This is a genomic window from Bradyrhizobium sp. ISRA430 (assembly GCF_029909975.1).
Taxonomy (GTDB): Bacteria; Pseudomonadota; Alphaproteobacteria; order Rhizobiales; family Xanthobacteraceae; genus Bradyrhizobium.
Genome location: NZ_CP094516.1, coordinates 2,694,889 through 2,719,489 on the forward strand (window position 1 = coordinate 2,694,889; position 24,601 = coordinate 2,719,489).

20 protein-coding genes are annotated in these 24,601 nt (G+C 64.3%); 10 read left to right on the forward strand and 10 right to left on the reverse strand.

The window, feature by feature from the left end:
* Window positions 1–7: 7 nt before the first annotated feature.
* Window positions 8–841, reverse strand: a complete 834-nt coding sequence (locus MTX21_RS13120) for a universal stress protein (protein WP_280965227.1) — start codon at window positions 839–841, stop codon at window positions 8–10.
* A gap of 206 nt (window positions 842–1,047) precedes the next feature.
* On the opposite strand from MTX21_RS13120, the gene fixL reads away from it, so the two are divergent.
* The 4 genes from fixL to MTX21_RS13140 all read left to right on the forward strand — a co-directional run bounded on the left by fixL (window position 1,048) and on the right by MTX21_RS13140 (window position 4,450).
* Window positions 1,048–2,565 (forward strand): sensor protein FixL, encoded by a 1,518-nt coding sequence (gene fixL, locus MTX21_RS13125; protein ID WP_280965228.1) that lies wholly within the window; start codon window positions 1,048–1,050, stop codon window positions 2,563–2,565.
* Between the two features lie 3 nt (window positions 2,566–2,568).
* Window positions 2,569–3,186 (forward strand): response regulator FixJ, encoded by a 618-nt coding sequence (gene fixJ / locus MTX21_RS13130; RefSeq protein ID WP_280965229.1) that lies wholly within the window; start codon window positions 2,569–2,571, stop codon window positions 3,184–3,186.
* Between the two features lie 43 nt (window positions 3,187–3,229).
* Complete coding sequence (locus MTX21_RS13135) at window positions 3,230–3,661, forward strand: response regulator (RefSeq protein WP_280965230.1); 432 nt, start codon at window positions 3,230–3,232, stop codon at window positions 3,659–3,661.
* An 84-nt stretch (window positions 3,662–3,745) separates the two neighbouring features.
* Complete coding sequence (locus tag MTX21_RS13140) at window positions 3,746–4,450, forward strand: helix-turn-helix domain-containing protein (RefSeq protein ID WP_280965231.1); 705 nt, start codon at window positions 3,746–3,748, stop codon at window positions 4,448–4,450.
* Between the two features lie 34 nt (window positions 4,451–4,484).
* On the opposite strand, the gene MTX21_RS13145 is transcribed toward MTX21_RS13140, so the two are convergent.
* The 4 genes from MTX21_RS13145 to MTX21_RS13160 are packed head-to-tail and all read right to left on the reverse strand — an operon-like array spanning window position 4,485 to window position 10,393.
* Window positions 4,485–5,804, reverse strand: a complete 1,320-nt coding sequence (locus MTX21_RS13145) for an MFS transporter (RefSeq protein ID WP_280965232.1) — start codon at window positions 5,802–5,804, stop codon at window positions 4,485–4,487.
* 23 nt (window positions 5,805–5,827) lie between these two features.
* Window positions 5,828–6,349 (reverse strand): PRC-barrel domain-containing protein, encoded by a 522-nt coding sequence (locus MTX21_RS13150; protein WP_280965233.1) that lies wholly within the window; start codon window positions 6,347–6,349, stop codon window positions 5,828–5,830.
* Window positions 6,350–6,372: 23 nt separating this feature from the next.
* The gene (locus MTX21_RS13155; protein ID WP_280965234.1) at window positions 6,373–8,577 is read right to left on the reverse strand and encodes an amylo-alpha-1,6-glucosidase; all 2,205 of its coding nucleotides are present in this window, start codon (window positions 8,575–8,577) and stop codon (window positions 6,373–6,375) included.
* A 52-nt stretch (window positions 8,578–8,629) separates the two neighbouring features.
* Complete coding sequence (locus MTX21_RS13160) at window positions 8,630–10,393, reverse strand: ABC transporter ATP-binding protein (RefSeq protein WP_280965235.1); 1,764 nt, start codon at window positions 10,391–10,393, stop codon at window positions 8,630–8,632.
* Between the two features lie 276 nt (window positions 10,394–10,669).
* Here MTX21_RS13160 and MTX21_RS13165 point away from each other — a divergent pair, with 276 nt between their 5' ends.
* Window positions 10,670–11,740, forward strand: coding sequence for a glycosyltransferase family 4 protein (locus tag MTX21_RS13165; protein WP_280965236.1), 1,071 nt, complete (start codon window positions 10,670–10,672; stop codon window positions 11,738–11,740).
* A 146-nt stretch (window positions 11,741–11,886) separates the two neighbouring features.
* Here the strand turns inward: MTX21_RS13165 and MTX21_RS13170 are convergent, their stop codons facing one another.
* The 5 genes from MTX21_RS13170 to MTX21_RS13190 form a co-directional block, all read right to left on the reverse strand.
* Entirely contained in the window at window positions 11,887–13,815 is a 1,929-nt protein-coding gene (locus tag MTX21_RS13170) for an alkyl sulfatase dimerization domain-containing protein (RefSeq protein ID WP_280965237.1), read from the reverse strand.
* A gap of 222 nt (window positions 13,816–14,037) precedes the next feature.
* Window positions 14,038–14,997, reverse strand: coding sequence for an IS5 family transposase (locus tag MTX21_RS13175; RefSeq protein ID WP_280964961.1), 960 nt, complete (start codon window positions 14,995–14,997; stop codon window positions 14,038–14,040).
* A 228-nt stretch (window positions 14,998–15,225) separates the two neighbouring features.
* Window positions 15,226–17,265 (reverse strand): TRAP transporter large permease subunit, encoded by a 2,040-nt coding sequence (locus MTX21_RS13180; protein WP_280971040.1) that lies wholly within the window; start codon window positions 17,263–17,265, stop codon window positions 15,226–15,228.
* A 90-nt stretch (window positions 17,266–17,355) separates the two neighbouring features.
* Window positions 17,356–18,357 carry a DctP family TRAP transporter solute-binding subunit gene (locus tag MTX21_RS13185; protein ID WP_280965238.1) on the reverse strand — a complete coding sequence of 334 codons (1,002 nt, stop codon included), beginning with the start codon at window positions 18,355–18,357 and terminating at the stop codon, window positions 17,356–17,358.
* Window positions 18,358–18,551: 194 nt separating this feature from the next.
* A complete protein-coding gene (locus MTX21_RS13190) occupies window positions 18,552–19,322 on the reverse strand; it encodes a methyltransferase domain-containing protein (protein ID WP_280965239.1) in 771 nt (256 codons plus the stop codon).
* 144 nt (window positions 19,323–19,466) lie between these two features.
* On the opposite strand from MTX21_RS13190, the gene MTX21_RS13195 reads away from it, so the two are divergent.
* The 5 genes from MTX21_RS13195 (at window position 19,467) to MTX21_RS13215 (ending at window position 24,514) form a co-directional block, all read left to right on the forward strand.
* Window positions 19,467–20,210, forward strand: a complete 744-nt coding sequence (locus MTX21_RS13195; RefSeq protein ID WP_280965240.1) for an SDR family oxidoreductase — start codon at window positions 19,467–19,469, stop codon at window positions 20,208–20,210.
* A gap of 346 nt (window positions 20,211–20,556) precedes the next feature.
* Complete coding sequence (locus MTX21_RS13200) at window positions 20,557–20,940, forward strand: hypothetical protein (protein WP_280965241.1); 384 nt, start codon at window positions 20,557–20,559, stop codon at window positions 20,938–20,940.
* Window positions 20,941–21,295: 355 nt separating this feature from the next.
* Window positions 21,296–21,472, forward strand: coding sequence for a hypothetical protein (locus MTX21_RS13205; RefSeq protein ID WP_280965242.1), 177 nt, complete (start codon window positions 21,296–21,298; stop codon window positions 21,470–21,472).
* A 71-nt stretch (window positions 21,473–21,543) separates the two neighbouring features.
* Window positions 21,544–22,848 (forward strand): peptidoglycan-binding domain-containing protein, encoded by a 1,305-nt coding sequence (locus MTX21_RS13210; RefSeq protein WP_280965243.1) that lies wholly within the window; start codon window positions 21,544–21,546, stop codon window positions 22,846–22,848.
* 133 nt (window positions 22,849–22,981) lie between these two features.
* Complete coding sequence (locus MTX21_RS13215) at window positions 22,982–24,514, forward strand: MFS transporter (protein WP_280965244.1); 1,533 nt, start codon at window positions 22,982–22,984, stop codon at window positions 24,512–24,514.
* The last annotated feature ends 87 nt before the right edge of the window (window positions 24,515–24,601 follow it).

Sequence of the window (24,601 nt, forward strand, 5' to 3'; positions counted from 1 at the left end):
TCATGTCTCAGTGCGACAGCAGCACGCAGCGGGCGGATTGCGTGACCAGGTACTCGGTGACACCGCCGAGGATCAGTTCGCTGAACCGCGAATGACCGTAGGCGCCCGCGACGATCAGGCCGGCCCCGATGTCGTCGGCAATACTTCCCAATTGGTCGCCCGTGCTTTGGTTCCTGGCTGGTTCGCAGACGCGCGCAGTGGCCGTGACGCCGTGCCGGGCAAGCCAGGCGCTGACATCCGTAACGCGCGCCATCGCGGCCGAACGGTCGTTGTCGCGCTCTGGAATCTCGACGACGGCGACATCTCTGGCCTTGCGCAGCATCGGCAGTGCGTCGGCGAGTGTCCGCCGGGCTTCCGCCGAGTCCTTCCACGCCACGAGCACGCTGCGCAGATCAAGCCAATTGACCTTGTCGGGCACGACGAGAATCGGGCGGCCGGCCTGCATCACCAGGTCCCTGGGGCTCGCGAGCGCGAAGGCATCGGAGAAGGCCGGGCTCTGTCCGCCACTGACGATGATGTCAGCGCAACGCGCCTGCGCAAGGACGAACCGAGCCGGAAAATCCATGGCGCTGCGCCACTCCACGTGCCCGCCGCGGTTTCTGGTCGCGGCACGGAATTGCACCTCGAGCTTGGCGAGGCGCTGCCTGACCGACGCGCGGCCCTGATCGATCACGTCCTGAGCCGCGGCGCCATCGGTGAAATAGAGCGGTGGCGGGAACCGCGCCGCCCCGACACCGACGATCGCCGACTCGAACCGTTCGGCGAGTTCGCCTGCGACCTGAAGACGCGCATCATTGGGCTGATCGAGCGCGAGGCTGACCATGACGGTCGCGTATGTCATCAGGGATCTCCGGTGCAATGAGCTTCCAGAGAGCTTAGGCCGCCGCACCTTCGGCAGGATGAGATAGATCAAATTGCCCGGCGCCGCGCAGCGTGAAATCGGCCAATGGAATCAGACCTCCGAACTTGCCTCCGGCGCGGCCATGGGCGAAATTGCCGCGATGTGGCGGCACCCGGGCCGGCCATCGGAAGGATTGGAGCAGCTATTTGTCGCCGACCCGCGTAACGCATCCGCAAGACGACGATCGCGGCGAGCATTTCCGGGTCCGGATCGAGGGGTTCGGCGTCGGCACCTGGGATCTCGACCTCAGGACGCGCGATCTGGAGTGGTCGGACACCGCCAGGGCACTGCTCGGCATCGGACGAGATCAGGCGGCGAGCTTTGAGCTGTTCCTGTTACGCCTCGCGCCCGACGACCGCGAGCGCGTCGAGAGCGCGATCAGACGCGTGTCCGACGAGGGCGGCGGTTTTGACGTATCGTTCAGGGTCGCCCATGCCTCCGGCCGCGGACACTGGATCCGTGCCAGGGCGGGTCTCATTCGGGACGAGGCCGGCGCCGCCCGCCATCTCAACGGCATCTTGTTTGACATCGACCAGGAGAAGCAGGTCGAGGAGGCGCTCCGCACCCGCGAGACCCACCTCCGCTCGATCCTCGAGACCGTTCCCGATGCCATGATCGTCATCGACGGCCGCGGCATCATGCAGCTCTTCAGCACCGCCGCCGAGCGCCTGTTCGGATGGTCCGCGCACGAGGCCATCGGTCAGAACGTCAGCATCCTGATGCCGGAGCCGGACCGCACGCGTCATGACAGCTACATCGCCCGCTACCGCACCACGCACGATCCGCACATCGTCGGCATCGGCCGCATCGTGACCGGCATGCGCCGCGACGGCACCACTTTCCCGATGCATCTGTCGGTCGGCGAGATGCAGTCCGGCGGCGAGCCCCATTTCACCGGCTTCGTTCGCGATCTCACCGAGCACCAGCAGACCCAGGCGCGGCTCCAGGAGCTGCAATCCGAGCTGGTCCACGTCTCGCGGCTGACCGCCATGGGCGAGATGGCGTCCGCGCTGGCACACGAGCTCAACCAGCCGCTGGCCGCGATCAGCAACTACATGAAGGGCTCGCGGCGCCTGCTTGCAGGCAGCAACGATCCGAACACGCCGAAGATCGAGAGTGCGCTGGACCGCGCCGCCGAGCAGGCGCTGCGCGCCGGCCAGATCATCCGGCGCCTGCGCGACTTCGTCTCGCGCGGCGAATCCGAGAAGCGGGTCGAGAGCCTGTCTAAGTTGATCGAGGAAGCCGGCGCGCTCGGGCTCGCCGGCGCGCGTGAGCAGAACGTGCAGCTCCGCTTCACCCTCGATCCAAATGCCGATCTCGTGCTTGCCGACCGGGTGCAGATCCAGCAGGTGCTGGTCAACCTGTTCCGCAACGCGCTGGAAGCGATGGCCCAATCGTCGCGCCGCGAGCTCGTCGTCATCAACAGGCACATCGCCGACGACATGATCGAGGTGGAGGTGTCGGACACCGGCTCCGGCTTCCAGGACGACGTCGTTCCAAACCTGTTCCAGACCTTCTTCACGACAAAAGAGAGCGGCATGGGCGTGGGACTGTCGATCAGCCGCTCGATCATCGAGGCTCACGGCGGCCGCATGTGGGCCGAGAGCAATGCATCGCACGGCGCGACGTTCCGCTTCACCTTGCCGGCAGCCGACGGGGCCTGATCCATGACGACCAAGGGAATGGTGTACGTTATCGACGACGACGAGGCGATGCGGGACTCGCTGAACTTCCTGCTGGATTCCACCGGCTTCGGCGTCACGCTGTTCGACAGCGCGCAAGTCTTTCTTGACGCCCTGCCCGGCCTCGCCTTCGGCTGCGTCGTCTCCGACGTGCGCATGCCCGGAATAGACGGCATCGAGCTGTTGAAGCGGATGAAGGCACGGCAATGCCCGTTTCCGATCCTGATCATGACCGGTCACGGCGACGTGCCGCTTGCGGTCGAGGCCATGAAGCTCGGTGCAGTCGACTTCCTGGAAAAGCCGTTCGAGGACGACCGCCTCACCACCATGATCGAATCGGCGATCCGCCAGGCGGAGCCGGCGGCCAAGAACGAGGTGATCGCGCAGGACATCGCCGCTCGCGTCGCCTCCTTGAGCCCGCGCGAGCGCCAGGTCATGGAGGGACTGATCGCGGGCCTCTCCAACAAGCTGATCGCCCGCGAATATGACATCAGCCCGCGCACGATCGAGGTGTACCGGGCCAATGTGATGACCAAGATGCAGGCCAACAGCCTGTCGGAGCTGGTGCGGCTCGCCATGCGCGCCGGCCTGATCAGGGATTGAGGCAGGTCAATATCCGCGCCCACCGCCGTGTTAGCCAAACAGCATGATCGAGGTTGGCTCGCATGAGCGGCTCTCGTCCGCCGCAAAACCCACGGTGTTTGTGGTCGACGACGATGCTGCCGTTTTGGGATCGCTGCAGTTTCTGCTGGAAACCGACGGCTTTGCCGTGCGGACCTTCCGGAACGGCACCGCGCTGCTCAATGCGGCCGGCACCACGGGCGCTGATTGCTATGTCATCGACTACAAGATGCCCGGCATCAACGGCATCGAGCTTGCTGGCTACTTGCGGAAATCGGGCGGCGACACGCCGGTGATCCTGATCACCGGCTATCCGGACGAGAACATCTCGGCGCGAGCCGCGGCAGCCGGGGTGACAGACGTGATTTTGAAGCCGCTTCTCGATGAGAGCCTGGTCAAACGCATTCGCCGGGCCATTCAGGACAGGCGTGGAACCGACCTACGGAATTCTACGTAAGGAAACCTCCCTAAGGTATCGTTCGAATTTTCGCGACGCTCCATCGCGGGTAGCAATGGGTTCATCACAGCGGAGATGGCTCAGATGCTCACCCAGTCGCTCAACGCCCCGGCGATCAGCACCCCAATCACCCGCAGCAAGGTTGCGCCGGCCGCCCATCCCGTTTCCGACCAGTTCCGCGCGATCACCCGCCATGTCGGCCTTGTCGCCACCGAATTTTCCTACCGCAAGGAAGAGGAGATCTACGGCGAGGACGAGCCGGCCGAATACGTCTACCAGGTCGTCTCCGGCGCGGTGCGCAGCTACAAGCTTCTCTCCGATGGCCGCCGTCAGATCGGCGCCTTTCATCTTCCCGGCGATGTGTTCGGTCTGGAATCCGGCGCCAGCCATCGGCTCGCCGCCGAGGCCATCATCGACACCACGGTGCGTCTGGTGAAGCGCGCGAGCCTCGAGAAGGCTGCCGGCACCGACGTCCAGGTCGCCCGCAAGCTCTGGACCATGACCGCCTCGGAGCTGCGCCACGCCGAAGACCACATGCTACTGCTGGGACGCAAGACCGCGATGGAGCGCGTCGCCACCTTCCTGCTTGAAATGGACCGCCGCCTCGCCGTCGCCGGCATGATGGCGCTGCCGATGTGCCGCCGCGACATCGGCGACTATCTCGGCCTCACGCTCGAGACCGTGTCGCGCGCGCTGTCGCAGCTTCACGCTCAGGGCATTCTCGGTTTCTCCGGCGCCCGCCAGATCGTGCTGCGCAACCGCCAGCGCCTGCACAATCTCGACGCCTGATTTCCTCCTCCCCCAACCTCCCAGCCGGCCGAAGTCATTTCGGCCGGCCTTTTTCTTGCGATCCCAAGGCGCTGCGCCGAGTTTCCGGCATCATCGCCAAGATCAGCAGGAAGCCTGTCGCGGCGACGCCGGAGAGCCCGATGAAAGCGGTTGCATTGCCGAACTTGTCGCTGATGAAGCCGCCGAGCACCGTGCTCAGGGACGCACCGATGCCGGTCGCAGTGCCGACGATGCCCTGGGCGAGATTGAAATGGCCGCTGCCGAAGGCGACGTCGGCGACGATCAGCGGAATCATCACCGCGAACACCGCTGCGGTGATCCCGTCGAACACCTGCACAAGCACGACCAGATAGGGATCGCGCACGGTCGCGAACAGCAGGCCGCGCATCGTCAGCGCGCCGAATCCGATCAGGAGCAGCGGCCGGCGGCCCCAGGCCTGCGCCTTGCGTCCGACCGAGGGCGACAGCAGCGCCACGATCGCCTGCGGCACGATGATGCAGGCAGCGACGAGGATGGTTGCCCACTGGCTTGACCGCGCCGTCACCGCGCTCGCCATCAGTGGCAGCATCGCGGCATTCGCGAGCTGCAGCAGGATGACGGTGAACGCGAACACCAGGAGCGGCCGCTGCCGCACCAGATGCCAGACATTGGTGTCGCCGCGATCGGCCGCCTCGCGCGGCATCTCGCCATGACAACGCGCGATGTCGACCTCTTCGTCGCGGATGCGCGACAGTGCGATCAGGGTCGGGATCGCGAGCAGGAAGGTGACCAGGAAGACCGAGCGGCTCGACAAGAGATAGCCGGCCGTGCCCATCACCGCCGCGGCGACACCGTTGCCGAGGGACGCGAAGCGGGCGTTGCGGCCGAGCCGCTCGCCGATGGCGAGCGGACCCACGAGGCCGAGGCTGATCGCCGCGATCGCCGGGCCCAGCACGCAGCTTGCCGCGGCATGCAGCGTCGCGGCCGTCACCACAACCGGAAAGATCGGCATCGCCGCATAGGCGAGCGCGCAGCAGCCGATAGTTGCGATCGCAAGCGCTGCGACCAGGCGCTCGGATTTCGCGGCGTCGATGATCGCCCCGCCCGGCATCTGCCCGATCAGTCCGACGATGCCGCCGATCGACAGCACGAGGCCGATCTCGACCTGGGTCCATTTCTGCGTCGTCAGATAGACCGCGATGAAGGGACCAAACCCGGTCTGAACATCGGCAAGGAAGAAGATGAACCAGTCGAGGCCGCGCAGGCTCTGGCGCGACGGCGCCGGAAGACCGGCCGGTGCCGGGGCGGCGCCGATGTGTCCGGCGCGGCCAGCGCGATCATCGATTGCGTGGTTCGGCTTCCTCGACAAGAGCACCAGTGGTCAGCCCTCCCCGCACCTCACTGAATGGCTTGCAGCGGCTGCAGGCTGCCCGACGCGCCGAGCACGACGATCGGCGTGTCCTCCTTGTATTCCGGCGCAGCCGCGACCTGCGCCTTGGTCAGCTCAAGCGTGATGCTGCCTTTCTTCTTGGCGATTTTGCCGAAACGCAGCGCGTTCCAGTCCACCACGATCTTGCGGCTGCCGACCCCGAGGAAACCGCCGAAGTCGATCGCGGCTGCGCGGACGTGGCCGTCACGGTCGACGATGACGTCGACGATACGGCCCATGTCCTCGTCCGCCGCGCTGCGGACGTCGCGACCCAGCACACCGTGGGCGTCGCTCGCGCCAATGATGGTCACCGACGGCGGCGGCGCCGCGTCCTTCGGCGTGACCGGCACCGCCGATGCTGGCGGCGCCGTTGTCGGCGTCGTCGGCTCGGTCTGGACCGCGGCTGGCTGTTGCTCCGCGGCACGCAACGGGGCAAGCGTCGAGTTCGCAACGATCGCCGCACCCAGGATCAATCGCCCGACGGCACGCATCACTCCCTCCCTCCGGCGCGCCCTCAGCGCGCCAGCACGATCGACACTTGGATCTGGCCGCGCGTGCGCAACACCTCCAGCGCCACGTCGTCGGCGTGGCGGCTGACGCGCAGATCGACGCTGGAATCGCCCAATCGCAGCTCGCGCAGGATTACCTCGTTCAAGAACGCCGGCAGGTGCGGATTGCGCAGCCGGATCTCGCCGCGCGCGACATCGAATTCGATGCCGAGCGCCGCCTCCAGCAGCGTGAACGGCGTCGCGCTCGCCCAGGCCTGCGGCGCGCAGGCGACGGGATAGAGCGTCGGGCCGCGCCGCTTCTCGCGCCGAAAACCGCAGAACAGTTCCGGCAACCGCCGCAGGTCCATATAGGTCGCAGCGTCGAACAGCCCCTTGAAGACGTGCGCCACCGAATGCTTGAGCCCATACTGCGCGAGCCCGAGTGCGATCAGCGCATTGTCATGCGGCCACACCGAGCCGTCGTGGTAGGACATCGGGTTGTAGCGCACCTCGCCTCGCGCGACCGTGCGGATGCCCCAGCCGGAGAAGAAATGCGGCTGCATCAGGTCGGCCGCGACCCGCCGGGCACGGTCCTCGCGAATCATGCCGCTGAACAGGAGCTGCCCGGCATTGGAGGTCCGCACCTTGCACGGACGCTTCTTGCCATCAAGTGCGAGCGCATAGGTGCCGAGTTCCTCGCACCAGAACGCGCTCTCGAAGCGCTCGGCCAGCGCCTTGGCTTGCGCCTCGAGCTGCCTTACGCGCTCCGGCTTGCCAAGCCGCAGCGCGCAGCGCGCAGCGAGCTGCTTGGCCGCGAAGACGTAACCCTGCACCTCGGCCAGCGCGATATAGCCTTCCGCGAGCTGGCCGTCGGCGTGGAAGATCGCGTCGTAGGAGTCCTTCCAGCCCTGGTTGGCAAGCCCCTGCTCGGAGGCGCGCTGGTATTCGACAAAACCATCCTGATCGGGATCGCCGGGACCATCGATCCAGGCCAGCCCCGCCTCGATCGCCGGCCACAGCTCGATCAAAGTCTCCTCATCGCCGGTGCGCTCGAAATACCGCCCCGCAAGCAGGACGAACAACGCAGTCGAATCCACACTGCCGTAATATTGCGCGAACGGCACCTCGCGCAGCGCGGCCATCTCACCGCCGCGCATCTCGTGCAGGATCTTTCCGGGCGCGGCGTCGGCCAGCGGATCGACCGACTGTGCCTGGAAATGAGCGAGCCGTCGCAAGACGCCCTTCGCGACGCGCGGATCGACCCACAGCATCTGAAGAGCCGTGATCAGCCCATCACGGCCGAAGGTTGTCGAGTACCAGGGGATGCCGGCATAGGGATAACGGCCCTGCGGCGTCTCCGTCATCAGCATGTTGAGGTCGGCCATGGCCTGGCACAGCACCTCGTTGAAGATGTTGTTCGAGGTTTCGATGCTGGCCGCGCCCATCGTCGACTGGCGCATCTCACGGCGATGGGCAAGCAGGCCTCTGAAGAAGCGCGCCGGCTTCTGCGCTATCGGCCGGTTGCAGGATACGGCCACGAACAGCGATTTTGCCTCATGCGGATCCAGCTCGAGCTGCCAGGTGGCGGCATTCACCGAAAGCCGGGTCGGGCGTGGATCGAAATGCAGTCCGGTGGTGCGCTCGGCTTCGTCGAGGCCGCGATATTCGAACAGGACGTCGGTGGGCCCAAGCAGCCGGCTCGCGCCGACGCCGCGGCGCGGACGCCGCTCGCCGCGGACCTCGAACAGGTCGGCGAAATCATTGTCGAACAGGAGCGTCAGCTCGAAGCTGGCGCGCTGCTCGCCATGGTTCTGTACGCCGATGCGCTGGTAAGCCGTGCCGCGCCACAGGAAGATCGTGCGCACGATGTGCAGCAGGTCCTTTTGCAGCACAATGCGTCCCTGGCGATAGATGTCGGGGTTGGTGAGGTCGACCGTCAATCCGGAATTGTCGTCGCGCAGGTTCGACCCGAGCAGCAGCGGCTGAAGGTCGTCGAGCACGAGCTCCAGCCGCGCGAGATAGCGCGTGTCGCAGTGAAACAGCCCATCGGGGCCGCCGGCGGAGGCGCCGATGTCGCCATGGCTGTCGAGCACGATGAAGGTGTCATCGTGCTTGAGCGAACGCCGCGGCCGCGCCGCGGGTCCCGTCATCGGAATGTAGAATGCCTGCTCCGCGACGGTCTCCACGGTCCGCGACACGGAAACGATCTGGGTTACGGCTTCGGCTGCCATCAACTGCTCCCCTGCGCCTTGTTTCGAAACGCAACCGATTAGAACGCGCCTCTTACGCGGCGAACTTCGCGAGCCGGCTCATCTCCTGCGTCACCAGCTCACGGTAGGGCCCATGACCCTGCATCAGGCGGTCAGGCGCGCCGTCCTCGATGATCTTGCCGGCCTTCAGCACCACGACGCGATCGAAGTTGCGCAGCGTCGCCAGGCGGTGCGCGATCGCGATCACGGTGCGTCCACGCATCAGGCGTGTCAATGCCTCGCGGATCGCCTCCTCGGACTCGCTGTCGAGGGCCGCGGTCGCTTCGTCCAGCAACAGGATCGGCGCGTCCTTCAGGAAGGCGCGCGCAATCGCGATGCGCTGCCGCTGGCCGCCGGACATCTTGACCCCGCGGTCGCCGACCATGGTGTCGAGACCTTCCGGCAAGCTCTCGACGAAATCGCAGCGCGCCGCAATCGCCGCGCGCAGCACCTCGTCGTCCGTCGCGTTCGGCCGGCCGTAACGGATGTTCTCGCGAATCGAGCGGTGGAATAGCGATATGTCCTGCGGCACGACGGAGATGGCTTCGCGCAGGCTCTGCTGAGTCACCATGGAGATATCCTGGCCGTCGACGGTCACGTTGCCCTCGTCTACATCGTAGAAGCGCTGAAGCAGGGTGAACAGGGTCGACTTGCCGCCACCAGACTGGCCGACGAGGCCGACCCGCTGACCCGGCTGCAGACGCAGGCTGAACCGCTCGAAAATTTTCTCGCCGCCTGGATAGCCGAAGGTGACATTGTTGAATGCTATCGCGGCACCGTTCTTCACCAGCGGCTCGGCCTCGGGGTGATCACGCAATTCATGCGGCACCAATAGCGTGGCGATCGCCTCGGTCAACCGCGCGACATGCTGGGTGACGTCGACCAGCGCGACCGCCAGGTCGCGCGTCGCATTCAGGATGGACAGGCCCAGGGTACAGACCAGCACGACGTCGCCGGTGGTCGCCTCGCCCTTCTGCCAGAGCGTGATCGCCCATGCCATCAGCGCCACCGTCAAGACGACGGTCACGCCGGCATGTGTGAGCCGAAGCTTCTCCAGGTAACGCAGGCTGCGGCCGCGCGCAGTGAGTTCCCGGCTCACGGTGCCATCGAACCGTTCATGCTCGTGAGTGATGCCGCAGAAGGCCCGCACCAGGGGCATGTTGCTGATGACGTCGATCATCTCGCCGTCAACGACAGCGGCCTTGTCGGCGAAGTCGTCGTGCAATGGCTTGCCGGCCGCTGCCAGGCGGAACATTGCGATCACCATTCCCCCCGCGATTACAATCAGCCCCGCTGCCATATAGGGGCTCACGGTTCCAATCAGCAAGATCGCCGCAACCGTGGCGATGCAGGGCGGCAACACATTCCAGACGAACATGTTCTCGACGGTGAACACGGCATTGGATGTCGCCGTGATACGACTCGTCAGCATGCCCGGCATGCGATCGGAGAAGTAGCTCGGCGCATGTCCGGTGAGATGCCGAAAGATGTCACGCCGCAGATCTCCGGTGACGCGGACAAAGGTAAAGCTCGCTGTCCAGCTCGCGATCCGCCACAGAAAATTGTCCGCAGCGATCAGCGACATGAGCAAAATGAATGCCAGCCATACACCCCCCCCATGGGACGGACCGGCAGACAGGCTGTCGACCAGCGATTTGACGCCATATTGCGTGCCCACTGAGCAGCCAACGGCTGCAACGACGGCGGTCAGGATCACCAGATGCGACGCGAGCCGGCGGCGAAGATAGCGCAAGACAAAGGCAAACGGCCTGCGTGCGTATCTGGAAAGGTGATCCATGTGACTGCAACCCCGATGATGACTTCAATTTTTCTACTGGTCGACAGAACATCGGCCGGTTCGCCTCGGTTCCGTCCCAATGCAATCACGACATGCGGATAAGGACGATCTGAGAAGAGGAGATGGCAGCATCGAGACAATGCGCGACGTGTCGAATATGTAACCTTTGCCATAGGGAACTTCGCAATTGCGGGAACGTTCCCTTGGCTGGCATTGCCGGTGCCGAACACGCTGGGGGCTTTTCAACTTCCATGATCGTACAGAGGAGATGATGAGATGCGCATCGCGCAGGTAGCCCCGTTGACGGAGGCTGTTCCACCCAAGCTGTATGGCGGCACCGAGCGGGTGGTGCATTGGTTGACGGAAGAGCTGGTGGCCCTTGGACACGACGTGACGCTGTTCGCCAGCGGCGACTCGAAGACGTCAGGGAAGTTGGATGCGCTTTGGCCGAAGGCGCTCCGGCTCGACGGGTCCGTGCGCGATCCCAATGCCCTTCACATGGTGATGCTGGAGCGCGTGCGGCAGAAATGTGACGACGAGGAATTCGACTTCCTGCACTTCCATCTCGACTACTATCCGTGGTCGCTGTTCTACCGCCAGCCCACGCCGTTCGTGACCACGCTGCACGGCCGGCTCGATCTTCCGGAGCATCAGCCGGTCTTCAACACCTTTCCCCAGGTACCGGTGATCTCGATCTCCAACGCGCAGCGGCGCCCAGTGCCGCAGGCGAACTGGGTGACGACCATTCATCACGGCCTGCCCGAGAACCTGCTGACGCCAACGCCGGCCAAACAGGAATATCTCGCTGTGCTCGGCCGCATCGCGCCGGAGAAAGGTGTCGATCGCGCCATCAAGATCGCAACCCATTGCGGCATCCCGCTGAAGATTGCGGCCAAGGTCGATCGCGCCGATCAGGACTATTATGACGAGCTGATCCGCCCCATGATCGAGAACAATCCGCTTGTGGAATTCATCGGCGAGATCAGCGATCACGAGAAGTCGGAATTCTTGTGCGGCGCGCTCGGGCTGCTGCTGCCGATCGACTGGCCAGAGCCGTTTGGCCTCGTGATGATAGAAGCCATGGCCTGCGGAACGCCCGTTGTCGCCTTCAATCGCGGCTCGGCGCCCGAGATCATCGACGAAGGCCTGACCGGCTTTGTCGTCGAAGACGTCATCAGCGCGGCCGGCGTCGTCAATCGCCTTCCGCAGTTGAACCGCGCGGCGATCCGCAAGCAATTCGAAGCGCGCTTCACGGCGCGGCGGATGGCACTGGATTATCTCGCGGCGTATCGCGGCCTGACCGAGGCACAGGCGCCGCGGATCAAGCTGGTGAGCAGCGCGGAGTAGCGGAGCCGATTCCTCGCACGTGGTCATGCCGCGCGAAGGCGGGGCATCCAGTACGCCCCGGCCTATCCGTATGCGTCACCGCCTCTGCAATACTGATCGCCCGGTCAAGCCGGGCGATGACAAGGAAAACGTGGCGCTGACCGCTTCTAAGTCACCACAGCCCGCTTCGGCTCGACGATCTCGAACATGCGCGGGAATTCATCCATCAGGCCCATCAGCTCGGCGAGCCGCATCGGATTGCCGGCGAGCTTGACCTTGCCGGCAGCCACCGCCTCCGGAAAGCTGGTCTGCTTGGCGATGACCTCGTCGAGCGTCGACCGCGCCAGCGTGAAGCTGGCGTCCGCGCCTTCGGCCTGCACGCCTTCGGTGTAGGTCAGCGCGGAGTTTTCAAGGTTGAGCACGAAAGTCTCGCTAGTGTCGGAAAAACTCCAGTTCAGCACGATGCGTTTGCCTTCGGCCTTGGGGCCGTTGAGGCGGACACCGAGCACGTCCCAAAGCTGCTCGGTGCGCAGCGCCGCGAGCGTCTCGCGCGGCATCGGCGGGCGCGCGGGCACCTTCGGCATGCCCTGTCGCAGCTCCTGCGCGCCGAACAGATAGGCGTTGCGCCAGGTCGCACTTTCGGCGGCGTAGCCGAGCTGCTCGAGCGTGTCCGCAAGCAGCGCGCGCGCTGCCTGGTTGTCCGGCTCGGCGAAGACGAGATGGCCAAGCGCCTGCGCCACGAAGCGGAATTCGCCCTTGTCGAAATCCTTGCGCGCCCGCGCGAGTATCGCGTCGGCGCCGCCCATATACTCGACATATTTCTTACCCGACTCCACCGGCGGCAGCGGATCGAGATTGACCGGATTGGCGTCGTACCAGCCGAGATACTTCTGATAGATCGCCTTCACGTTATGCCGGATGTGGCCGTAATAGCCGCGGCCGTGCCAAGCCCCTTCGAGGCTCTTCGGAAGCTGGATGGTCTCGGCGATCTCGGCTGCGGTCAGGCCGTGATTCATCAGACGAATGGTCTGGTCATGGGCGAATTTGTAGAGGTCGCGCTGCTGCCGGATCATGGTGTCGATGCGCTCGCGGCCCCACACCGGCCAGTGATGCTGGCCACACATCGCCTCCGCCTTGCCGCCCCACAATAGCAGCGCTTCGTTCAGATACTTTGACCACGCCAGCGCATCGCGCACGTCCGCGCCGCGGAACGGCAGCAGGTTGTGGAAATTGTGGGTGCAGTTCTCGGCGAGGTTGAGGAGCTTGTAGCGCGGGATGAAGAAATGCATCTCGGCCGGCGCTTCGCTGTTCGGCGCCATCTGGAATTCGAATTCGACGCCGTCGATGACGCGCCTGTCGCCGGTTGCCATGATCAGGTCCGTGGGGCGCAGCAGCGCGACTGCGCCCGCCGCGATCGACTTGCCGAGACCGCAATCGACCTGCCCGCGCGGGCCCTTGGCGAGAAGCGGGCCGAACTGGTACTGCGCCCGGCGCAGCATCGCAGGACCGGCGATGATGTTCTCGGAGACGGCGTGCTCCATGAACAGGTTCGGCGCGATGATCGGCACCTGGCCGGTGGCGAGCGCGTCCTCCTCCAGCACACCGCGGGCGCCGCCCCAGTGATCGGTGTGGGTATGGGTGAAGATGACGGCCGCGACCGGCCGTATCCCACGATGCTTGAAATAGAGCTCCAGCGCGGCATGAGCGCCCTCGATCGAGGTCAGCGTGTCGACCACGATGACGCCGCTGTCACCCTCGATCAGCGTCATGTTGGCGATGTCGAGCCCGCGCACCTGGTAGACGCCGGGCACGACCTCGAACAGGCCGTGATGCATGTTGAGGCGCGACTGCCGCCACAGGCTCGGATTGACGGTCGCTGGCGCCGCTTCAGTCGACAAGAAGTCATAGGGCTCGAGGCTCCAGACCACGCGTCCCTGCGGATTGGTGATCTTCGCGTCCTCGATCGTGCCGAGGAAGCCGCGCGCGGCATCGTCGAAATCCCGCGTGTCGGAAAATGGCAGCGCGTTCCGTGTCGCCTCATGCTGCGCGATGACGGACGATGTGGCGTCCTTCCGCTCGCTGCTGGATTCTGTCATCCTTGTCTCCTCCCGGCCTGTTGCGGTCATCTAACCGCATCTCGCAGCCGATTGCCATCGGCGGCGGCGACCAGGGAGGCACGAGAATGCATTTCCTGTTCCCTTCTCCCCTTGTGGGCCTGTTGCGCTACTGGCTTTTGAGGCCGAGACAGGTCAGGGGAGAAGCTGGTTGCCGGGGTAGCGGGCCGACGAAGGGGTCGGCTGGTGCCCTCGGCGGGCGGCTCAGGCTGTGATCGCAGCCCATTTCCTCATGTTGAACGCGATGGAGGCGAGCAGGACTTGCCCGCTTGCTTTGGCAAGACCGACATAACGGATGCAGGTCAGTCGCATGCGGCGTTTGAGGGTGGCGAAGGTGGTCTCCACCGTTGCCCGTCGTCGGGCGATGAGAAGGTTGTAGCGTTTGAGCCTCGGCGGCAGCTCCGGGTGATGCCTGTTGGGACGACGTGCGATGCGGGGCTTTTTGCCTTCAGCTTTCAGCCGGGCCCGCCTGGCATGGGTGTCATAGGCGGCATCGGCCCACACCACGGCTTCGTCGCCGCGGATCAGATCGTCCGCAGGCGTCGTGTCGTTGATATTGGCGGGCGTGGTCAGCACCGACCGGATCAGGCCGGAGCCCTCATCGACACCCATGTGAGCCTTGTAACCGAAGGTCGAGCCGCTTTTGCCTTGCCGCTTGGCAAACCGGGCATCGGGATCCTTCGACGGCTGTTCTTGCGTCGGAGGCGCTGACACCGCCTGGATCAATGTCGCATCCAGCATCGTGCCGCGCTTCAGGATGACACCAGCATTCTCAAGCTGACGATCGAGCTCACCAAACAGCTTGTCCAGCAGCCCTTGCTCAACAAGCTGGTTCCGGAAGCGGTTCAGGACCGTGTGATCAGGCGTCGCATCTTCGAGACTGAGACCCACGAAGCGCTTGAACGACAAGCGGTCCCCCAGCGCCTCCTCGAGCTCGCGCTCCGAAAGACCATAGAGCGACTGCAACAGCAGCGCGCGAAACAGCACCAGCACCGGATAGCCCGGGCGGCCAGGGCTTCCTTCATCCCGCAAATGCGCCATCAGCTTCTCGAACCGGTACCATTTGACCAAGCTCGACAACCGATCCAGCGCCGCATTGGCACCGGCTCCCTTCGGCAGCCACGCCTCAATAAAACTCGGCTGCCCCGTCTGCTTCACCGCCATCGTCAGTCCTCCAGGGCTCTGCCCTACAGAATCACAGTCGTGGGATTACGCAACAGGCCCCTTGTGGGAGAAGGTGGCGCGCGCAGCGCGCCGGATGAGGGGTCTCTATCCGCGAAATCTACTGCGCGAGGGGCGTTCGCGGAGAGAGACCCCTCACCCGCCTTCGCGTTCCGCGAAGCCACCCTCTCCCACAAGGGGAGAGGGTGCACCCGTATACGCGGCTCGCGCCTACATCATCCCGAGGACCCGCGGCAGCCACAGTGTCAACTCGGGCCAGTAGGTCACGACGATGAGGAAGCCGAGCATGGTGATGAGCCATGGCATCACGGCCCCCGCCAGGTCGGTGATACGCATTCGCGCGATCATCGACGCAACGTAGAGATTCAACCCGACAGGGGGGTGGCAGAGCCCGACCTCCATGTTGACGTCGATGACGATGCCGAAATGCACGAGGTCGATGCCGAGCTTCTTGGCCGCGGGCGCGAGGATCGGCGCCATGATCAGGATGATCGAGTTGGGCTCCATGAAGTTGCCGGCGAGCAGCAGCAGCACGTTGACCAGAGCCAGGAAGCCGACCCAGCCGAGATTCTGCGCCGTGATCCAGTCGGCGAGCGTCGCCGGCAGGTTCTCGTTGGAGAGCACGAAGGAGAACAGCACCGCGTTGGTGACGATGTAGAGCAACATCGCGCTGGTGTTGGCAGCGCGCAGCAACACGCGCGGCACGTCCTTCAGCCCGATCGCCTTGTAGACGAACACCGAGATGAAGAAGGAATAGACTGCCGCCATCGCAGCAGCCTCGGTCGCCGTGAACAGGCCGCTATAGATACCGCCGATGATGATGACGACCAGCATCAATCCCCAGATGCTCTCGCGGAAGGTGCGCACCGTCTCGCTCCAGCTTGCCTTGGGCAGGCGCGGATAGTCACGATTGCGCGCCAGCCACCAGGTCACGATGCACAGCATCGTGGTCAGCAGCATGCCGGGCAGAAGGCCCGCGACGAACAACGCGCCGATCGACGTGTTGGTGGAGACCGCGTACACGATCTTCGGGATCGAGGGCAGCATCAGGATGCCGAGCGAGCCGGCAACCGTGATGATGCCGGCGCCGAAGCGCATCGGGTAGCCGTGCCTGACCATTTCCGGCAGCACAATCGCGCCGATCGCGGCGACGGTCGCGACGCTCGAGCCGCACACCAGCGCGAACATCGCGCAGGCGACGATGCCGGCGAGTCCGAGGCCGCCATGCCAGTGGCCGATCAGCGAGGTCGCGAAGTTGATCATGCGCCGCGCGACGCCGCCATGGGTCAGGAAATTGCCCGCCAGGATGAAGAACGGAATCGCCATGATCTCAAAGCTCTCGATGCCCGTGAAGAGCTTCATCGAGACCGCCTCGATCGGCACCGTCGTCAGCGTGAACAGGAACGTCATCACGGTGAGGCCGAGCGCGATCGAGACCGGGATGCCGGTCAGCATCAGGGCGATCAGCAGTGCAAAGACGGTGGCGGCGCGCATCCAGTGCGGCAGCACGAGCACGCCGGACTTTTCGGCGAGGCACAGCATGAAGATCAGGATCGGTGCGAGAATCAGGATCACGCCGAGCGGCGAGATCTTTCGCGAAGCAGCCTTGGTCGCGGCGCCTGCGGGCTGCGGATGCAGCGCGGGCGAGACGCCGGTCTCCACGCCCTCGACATGGGTCTCGTCATGATGCGGCAGCTCGCCGGTCCGGTAATAGGACCATGCGACCTGAAGGAAGCGGAAGCACATCAGACCGGAGCCGAGCGGGATCGCGAGGTAGACGATCCACATCGGCGCTTCGAGATCGTTCGACTGCTGTCCGGTGTGGAACATCTCGCCGACGAAGGAGGCACCGAAGGCCGCGATCATGCCGGTGAAGATCGCGCCGCAGAGCAGCGCGAACAGGATCACCTGCTTGCGGGAATATTCGGGGAGACGGTTGACGAGAAGGTCGACGCCGACATGGATGCCGGTGCGTACGCCATAGGCTGCGCCGAACTTCGCCATCCAGATGAACATGTAGATGCAGAGTTCCTGCGCCCAGGACAGGTCGAGCTCGGACAGGAAGGTGAACACGGCTTTCGACAGCGCCGCGAGCCAGGTCAGCCCGTGCGCAGTCGCCCATCTCGAAAGCGCGATCGATTCGCCGGCGCCGTAGCGGTGCACGACGGCAACGAAGATCAGGCCCGTTGCAGCCGCAATGAGCGTCGCGATCAACCACTCCTCGAGGTGATCGAGCGCACGATTTAGCACGCGAAGCAAATCAAGTCCCCCTTATTAGAGCGAAACGGCCGGGAGTGCGTTCACTCCCGACCGTTTCTTGTTGTTCTACGCCAGGCAGCGTCAGTTCATCTTGACGTCGAGTTCCTTGGCAACGAGATCGAGCACCTCCTGCCCGACCCGGCCCTTGGCCCATTTATAGGTCGGCTGCATTGCTTCCTGCCATGCCTTGCGGTCGGCGTCAGTCAGATAATGCAGTGTGGTCTTGCCCGACTTCTTGATCTCGGCCAGCGCGTCCTCGTTCTCCTTGCGCGCGATCGAGTTGGTGTAGTCGGTCGCGTCCGCCATCGCCTTCTCGAGCTGAGTGCGGATGTCGGGCGGCAGACCGGACCAGAATTTCGAGTTGACGATCACGGCGTATTGCAGGTGAGCGTGATAGGACACGGTGATGTCCTTCTGCACCTCGAAGAACTTTTGCGTCAGATAATTGGACGCGGTGTTCTCACAGCCGTCAACCACGCCGGTCTGCAGCGCCTGGTAGACTTCGGAGAACGCCATGATCTGCGGGATCGACCCCATCAGGCGGAAATACTGGTCGGCAATCTTCGAGCCGGAGATGCGGAACTTCTGCCCCTGGAAGTCCGAGGGCTTCATCAGCGGACGATTCGAGGAGACCATATGGAAGCCGTTGTCCCAGTAAGCGAGGCCCGTGATTCCCTTCGCTTCGAGCTTCTGGAACAGCCACTTGCCGACGGTGCCCTTCATCGCGCTGGCATAGGTCTCTTCGTCCTTGAACAGCCAGGGCAGGTCGAGCGCCTCGAACTCCTTGACGCCGAGCGGCGCGAATTTCGCGGTCGAGGGCGCGAGCATCTGCACCGAGCCGAGCTGGAGCGCCTCGATCTCCTCCTTGTCCTTGTAAAGCGAGGAGTTCGGATAGACTTCGATCTTGACCTTGCCGTCGGTGTACTTCTCGGCGAGCTCCTTGAATTTCAGCGCACCCTTCCCCTTCGGGGTGTCATTGGCGACGACGTGGCTGAACTTGATGACGATGGGGCTCTGGGCCATGACGGCAGCAGGAGCCAAGGCGAGCGCGGCCGCCGCGGCCGCGAGAAGCAGTTTGCGCATATTTCCTCCCAACAACCTCAAACCGGTTCTTTTTTTGTTTTCCGGTTCAGTAGTGGCAGCAATCGGCCACCCGAACAACTAGACCTAAGCCCAATTTGCCGCAGCCAAGCTATCTTGACGGACGTTGTATACGCAACTTAGCGCCCGCTCCAGCCCCGCTGGGCGAGCGCTTATGTCGCATCGCGGCAGTGCAATTAACTCTTGCGCTGGGCCACCATGAAGAGACGCCGGAAAGGAAACAGCGTCTGTCCCGCCGCATTCTTCGGATAGGCCTTTGCCACCCGCTCGCCATAAGCCGCCTCGAAGGCGGCTTTCTCGTCGCCCTGCAACACGTCGAGATAGCGCGTCAGCCAGGTCCCCTTGGTCCATTCCTTCACCGGGTTGTCGCCTTCGAGCACCTGGAGATATTCGGTCTCCCAGATGTCGATATTGGCCGACATCGGAGCAAGAAGATCGTGGTAGAAGGCTGGCCCCTCGACCGGCGGCGGGGTCACGAGATGCTCGACCTTGGTCCGCCAGGGTCCGTTCAGGGCGGTCTCCCCGATCAGCACATGCGAGGGCGCGGTAAAATTGCGCGGCATCTGCACCGCAAGCATACCGCCCGGCGTGACCTTCTCCATCACTGACGGAAAGAGTGCCGCATGATTGGGCAGCCAGTGCAGTGCGGCATTGGAATAGATCAGGTCATACTGCTTGGCCGGGTGCCAATGTCCGAGATCCTCATGTGACCAAACCACGTCCGGGGCCGCCTTCCGCCCCGCGGCGACCATCTCGGCCGAGCCCTCGACGCCGGTGACGGTCGCGCTTGGCCAGCGCTCCTTGATCAGCTTGGTGACATTGCCGGCGCCGGCGCCGAGATCGGCGATCTCGCGTACCGCGAAATCCGGTATTCGCATCAACAGGTCGATCGCGGGCCGCAAGCGGTGACCGGAGAACTTCAGATATTGCTGCGGGTCCCAGACCATCGCTCAGAGCCTTTTCTTTTTCGTGTTTCCTTCACTGTCGCTCTTCGTTACCACTGCTCGTCCCGATCCGGCAAATCGCGCCGGTGAGGGACAGGGCTGGAAACGAACAGCAACAAGCAAGAAGCAACCAAGAGAGCGTTGACCATGGATCTCGGGCTCAAGTCGAAAACCGCCGTCGTGACCGGCGCAAGCATCGGCATCGGACGCGCCATCGCCAAGGGATTGGCTGCGGAAGGCGTGCGCATCGTGGCGGTTGCGCGCCGGACAGACCTGCTTGGCCAGCTCGTGCAGGAAGTCGGCGGCGGACTCATCACTCCGTTCGAGCAGGACGTGATGGCAAAGGACGCGGCGGAGAACATCGCGGCCTTTGCGGTGAAAGCGCTCGGCCATGTCGACATCCTCGTCAACAATGCCGGCGGCAGCCGCCCGCTGCCGGTCGACGCGCCCGACAGCAAATGGGACGAGGCGCTCGCGCTGAACTTCACCAGCTATCGGCGCATCGCCCATGCGCTGCTGCCGCAGATGGTGGAGCGCAAATGGGGCCGCATCATCAACATCACCGGCAAGTCCGAGCCGGAAGGGCTGAACGCCGCGTTCGCGGCCAAGGCCGCGGTGCACGCCTGGGCCAAGGGCCTGTCGCGCGAGATCGGCAAGGACGGCATCACCATCAACTGCATCCCGCCCGGCCGCATCATGAGCGAGCAGATCCGCCGCAACTATGCGCCGGACTATCGCGAGCGCTTTGCCGAAGAGGAGATCCCGGTCGGCTATTGGGGCGAGCCGGAAGACCTCGCGGCGCTCGCGGTGTTCCTGGCCTCGCCGGTGGCTCGGTACATCACGGGCACCGTGATCCCGGTGGATGGCGGCCTGCGGCGCTATCAGTTCTAGGGCGTGGACTCTGATCGATGACGCGCGTCGATCGGCTCTGCAGCCGATCGCGCAGCGTCCGGCAATGAGCGCACCGCCGTTCCAGTTGAAAGTCACGAGTACGCTAAACCGCCTCAGTGCTGGGGAGGGAACGCGCCGCCATGCGATCTACGAACGGAACAGCCGGCGTATGGATCTCTCCCGCCAACCCGATCAGTCATGAGGCGGGCGCCATCACGGTGCGCGGGTTCATCGAGATGAACGCCCATTTATTTTCGTGACTCCTGTTGCCAGCGGGCGCGCTTGCAACCTTTGCCTGTCGTTAATGTTGGCACGACGTCGACCCACTAACGAAGGAGAGACGCACATGAATAGGGCCGCACTTGTTCTGACAACAATCGGCGCACTCGGCGCAAGCGCTGTGGCGGCGCCGACGCCGGCGGAAGCCCAATGGCGCGGTTTCGCTCCAGCGGTGGCCGGCGGATTGGTCGCAGGTGCCGTGATCGGCGGCCTCGCCTCGTCCGCTTACGCGTATGGTCCGGGCTACGGCTACTACGGCTATGATGACGGCTATTACGCACCGGCCTACTACGGCGGCTACGAGCCATATGCCTGGGGCGGCTACACCAGGACCTACTACAGCACTGGCTACGCCCCCGCCTATTACGGCTATCGCCGCGTCGTGCGCCCGGCCTACGCTTATTATGGCGGACCGTTCCCCCGGCGGCACTTCTATTACAATCGTTGGTAATGCGAAGCCGCAAGCCGGCGCGAGACGCTGAGCCCTCGGCGCGGATTTTGGGGTCGATCTCTTCTTCGACCCCGGAGAGTTCAACGTGCGCGGTAGCATCGAGACGGAACCGCGCAACTCCCTGCATGAACGGGAACGATGGCATCGGCACTCCGTTCACCGGGGGATCGGCAAATTCGATCGGGAAACTCGGATGAGGACTCGTTTGTCTCGAGTTCTGTCGTTCGAAAGCACCCATCGAAAAATGCTGCGAAGCAAATGGAGGAGATTCAGATGAACACGAGAAAGAGCAGGTTCCTGCTGACCACAGCAGTGCTGCTCGCCGGCGTCAGCCTGGCGTCGGCGCAAGGCATGCGTGAAGGTGGCGGCGGCGGAATGGGCGCTGGCGGAGGCGGAATTGGCGCTGGTGGCGGATCCAGCGGAGGCGCTGCGGAACACGGCCGGTCTGGCGGAGGAATGTCGCAAGGCGCAGGTAGCGCGTCCCACAGTGGTGGAATGTCGCAAGGTGGTGCTTCCCGCAGCGAAGGAATGACGCAGGGCCGCGCAGGCGGTCGGACCGAGGGTCCGTCTGCGGCACGATCGCGTGCCGAGCGCAGCGAAGGAATGCGCGATAGCGGCCGAACCGCCGGCAAGGCCGACAGGGGCGAGCGGCAGACCATCGGACAGGGTCGCGGCGAGCGCGCGCAACCTCGTCAATCCGAGCAAAAGGCGCCGCAGGGCCAGAAGGGCCCGAGCGCGACAACCGGCGCCAACACCAGGCCGAGCAACGCCCAGGGTCAAGCCACGCAGGGTCAGAGCACGCAGGGTCAGAAGGGCCAGAGCACGACAACCGGTGCTAACACCAGGCCGAGCAATGCTCCGGGTCAAGCCACGCAGGGTCAGACCACGCAGGGCCAGAGGGACCAGAGCACGACCACAGGCGCCAACACCAGGCCGAGCAACGCTCCTGCCCCGGGTCAGGCCACACAGGGTCAGACCACGCAGCAGAATCAGGGCGCAACGACTGGCAGCCAGGCCACTGCGCCGGCGCAAAACCAGAGTACGACGACCCAGAGCATGTCGGGCCGCGTATCGGTAAATGCGCAACAGCAGGCAACGCTTCAGCAGTCGGTGCTCAGTTCGCGCAACGTGGCGCGGGTTAACGTCAACTCGATCAACTTCCGGGTCAATACCGGCGTGGTGGTGCCGAGAAACATCAACGTGGTCGCCGTCTCGGCATTCCCGGCGCTGATCGACATCGATCCGCGCTTCCGCGACGACAGTTTCTTCGTCGTGGATGATGAAGTCGTCGTCCTCGACCGAAGCCGCAGGATCGTCGACGTCGTTCCGGCCGGGCCGCGGACGCACTTCGCCCGCCGTGCCAGCGTGAGCAGTGGCAGCGTCGCCGCGCTGAATCTCAGCTCCGACGAGATCCGCATCGTTCAACGGGTCCTGATTGAACGTGGCCTGCTGCACGGCGAAGCAGACGGCAACCTCGGGCCCGCGACGCGCGCCGCACTGACCACCTTCCAGAGACAGGAAGGTTTCCAGACCACCGGCTCGATCGATAGCCGCACGGTCTCCGCACTTGGCGTGTCCAACCAGATCAGGGCCACGCAGGGCCAATCGACCACCGTTGGTCAGGGGCGGAGTGGCCAGTCAATGGACCAGAACACGACCGGGCAAAGCACCGGTCAGTCCAACGCGCCGGCGGAGAACCAGACCACCGGCCAGGCTGGGCAGAACCAACCGACGACATCGGGCCAGGCAGGCACACAACCGCCTCCGGGCCAGACCACCGGACAGGCCCCGGCCCAAGGCACTAACCAAGGCACTAACCAAGGCACTAACCAGAACATGCAGTCTGGACAAACCAACCAGAATAATGCTCCGCCGCCTTCGACGTCGGGTCAGCCGGCTCAGAAGTAACCCTGCCGGTAAGCGCCCCGAGCCCCGCCTCCGGCGGGGCTCTTTTTGCGACCTGCCTGTTTACGGCCAATGTTGCCAACTTTCTGCGCGAAGCGCACCCTGATCGGTAACCACCATCCCTCTCGAGCATACAATGGTTGGGTTCACACGGCCGCCCTGCGACACGGGTGTCATCCAGGCGGCAATTTGTTCTGACGCGGCGCTGTCGCAAAGACGCAAGCGGCTGACGCTGGCGGCGACCATTGTCGGATCCAGCATGGCGTTCCTCGACGGCTCGGTCGTGAACATCGCGCTACCCGAAATCCAGCAGGCACTGCATTCGGACGCGGCAGCAACGCAGTGGATCGTCAACGCCTACATGCTGCTGCTGGGCTCACTCGTGCTGATCGGTGGCTCGGCCGCCGACCTTTACGGTCGACGCCGGATCTTTGTTCTCGGCGTTACCGTCTTCACTGCGGCCTCCATCGCTTGCGGGCTCTCGCCAAATATTGCGGCGCTCGTCGCCAGCCGCGCGGTTCAAGGCCTGGGCGCGGCGCTCTTGGTGCCGGCGAGTCTGGCAATGTTAGGCGCGAGTTTCGACGAGCGCGAACGGAGCCAGGCAATCGGGACATGGGCAGGTGCAGGTGCACTGATGTTGGCGGCAGGCCCGCCGCTCGGCGGCTGGCTGGTCGATCAGGTCTCGTGGCGCGCGATCTTCCTCCTCAATGTCCCGCTCGCCTTTGCCGCGGCTGGACTTGCGCTTCGCTTCGCCTGCGAGAGCAGCGATCCTCACGCGAAGTACCTCGACTGGAGCGGCGCCGTCACGATCGCGATTGGCCTCGCTGCGATCACGTGGGGTCTCAGCGCCGTTCCGGCGGTAGGATTTCGCGACAAGACAGTCCTAGCCGTTCTCGGCGTGGGAATTGCATTCCTTGCTTTGTTCGTCGCGATCGAAGCCCGGCTCCGTGAATGGGCGATGATGCCGCTGTCGCTTTATCGATCTCGCAATTTTTCCGCAACGAATGCCCTGACGTTGTTGCTCTACTTTGCCCTCGGAGGTGCGCTCTATTATCTGCCGTTCGGCCTGATCCGTCTCGGCGGCTACTCCGCGACGCAAGCCGGCGCGGCGTTGTTGCCGTTTGCTCTGATCATGGGTTTCGGCGCGTCATTCGCGGGCACCCTCACCAACCGTTTGGGACCGCGGTCGCTGCTCACGACCGGGCCCATTATCGCGGCGAGCGGCTTGGCGATGCTCGCTTTGGTCGATTTCAGGCAGTCCTTTTGGGTTGGCGTGCTTCCGCCGATGGTCCTGTTGGGTGTCGGGATGGCAATTACCGTTCCGCCGCTGACGTCGACCGTGATGGGGGCTGCCGGCAAAGCTCACGCCGGCATTGCTTCGGGCATCAACAACGCGGTCGCGCGAATAGCCGGCCTGCTCGCGGTCGCAGCGCTGGGGGCCGTGCTGTTTGCAAGCTTTTCATATCATCTCGTCGGGCCGACGCTCACACAAGCCAACGAAGCCATGACTGCCGTCATGTCCGGACAGCCCGGTCTTCATGAAGAGGCGATCGCCGCTTTCGCACGAGCGCTGCGCGCCATCATACTGGTGACCGCAACGTGCGCCGCGCTCGCCGGTCTCATCGGCTGGCTCTGGACCGAGCCGAATGGCGCCCATGCGAGTGCCTGAGATATACTGCCGCCAAGGGACATCATCGGGAAGTTCGCAACGAGTCAAAAGGCGACTGCGTACGTCTGCCTCCCCAAGAAGTGGACA

Bases quoted from the DNA above. Each gene is read 5' to 3' on its own strand.
- MTX21_RS13195 (WP_280965240.1), top strand. From the start codon at position 19,467: ATGGATCTCGGGCTCAAGTCGAAAACCGCCGTCGTGACCGGCGCAAGC.
- MTX21_RS13175 (WP_280964961.1), bottom strand. From the start codon at position 14,997: ATGGCGGTGAAGCAGACGGGGCAGCCGAGTTTTATTGAGGCGTGGCTG.
- MTX21_RS13170 (WP_280965237.1), bottom strand. From the start codon at position 13,815: ATGACAGAATCCAGCAGCGAGCGGAAGGACGCCACATCGTCCGTCATC.
- fixJ (WP_280965229.1), top strand. From the start codon at position 2,569: ATGACGACCAAGGGAATGGTGTACGTTATCGACGACGACGAGGCGATG.
- MTX21_RS13140 (WP_280965231.1), top strand. From the start codon at position 3,746: ATGCTCACCCAGTCGCTCAACGCCCCGGCGATCAGCACCCCAATCACC.
- MTX21_RS13150 (WP_280965233.1), bottom strand. From the start codon at position 6,349: ATGCGTGCCGTCGGGCGATTGATCCTGGGTGCGGCGATCGTTGCGAAC.
- MTX21_RS13120 (WP_280965227.1), bottom strand. From the start codon at position 841: ATGACATACGCGACCGTCATGGTCAGCCTCGCGCTCGATCAGCCCAAT.
- MTX21_RS13160 (WP_280965235.1), bottom strand. From the start codon at position 10,393: ATGGATCACCTTTCCAGATACGCACGCAGGCCGTTTGCCTTTGTCTTG.
- MTX21_RS13200 (WP_280965241.1), top strand. From the start codon at position 20,557: ATGAATAGGGCCGCACTTGTTCTGACAACAATCGGCGCACTCGGCGCA.
- MTX21_RS13135 (WP_280965230.1), top strand. From the start codon at position 3,230: ATGATCGAGGTTGGCTCGCATGAGCGGCTCTCGTCCGCCGCAAAACCC.
- MTX21_RS13210 (WP_280965243.1), top strand. From the start codon at position 21,544: ATGCGCGATAGCGGCCGAACCGCCGGCAAGGCCGACAGGGGCGAGCGG.
- MTX21_RS13185 (WP_280965238.1), bottom strand. From the start codon at position 18,357: ATGCGCAAACTGCTTCTCGCGGCCGCGGCGGCCGCGCTCGCCTTGGCT.
- MTX21_RS13190 (WP_280965239.1), bottom strand. From the start codon at position 19,322: ATGGTCTGGGACCCGCAGCAATATCTGAAGTTCTCCGGTCACCGCTTG.
- MTX21_RS13215 (WP_280965244.1), top strand. From the start codon at position 22,982: ATGGTTGGGTTCACACGGCCGCCCTGCGACACGGGTGTCATCCAGGCG.
- MTX21_RS13155 (WP_280965234.1), bottom strand. From the start codon at position 8,577: ATGGCAGCCGAAGCCGTAACCCAGATCGTTTCCGTGTCGCGGACCGTG.
- MTX21_RS13165 (WP_280965236.1), top strand. From the start codon at position 10,670: ATGCGCATCGCGCAGGTAGCCCCGTTGACGGAGGCTGTTCCACCCAAG.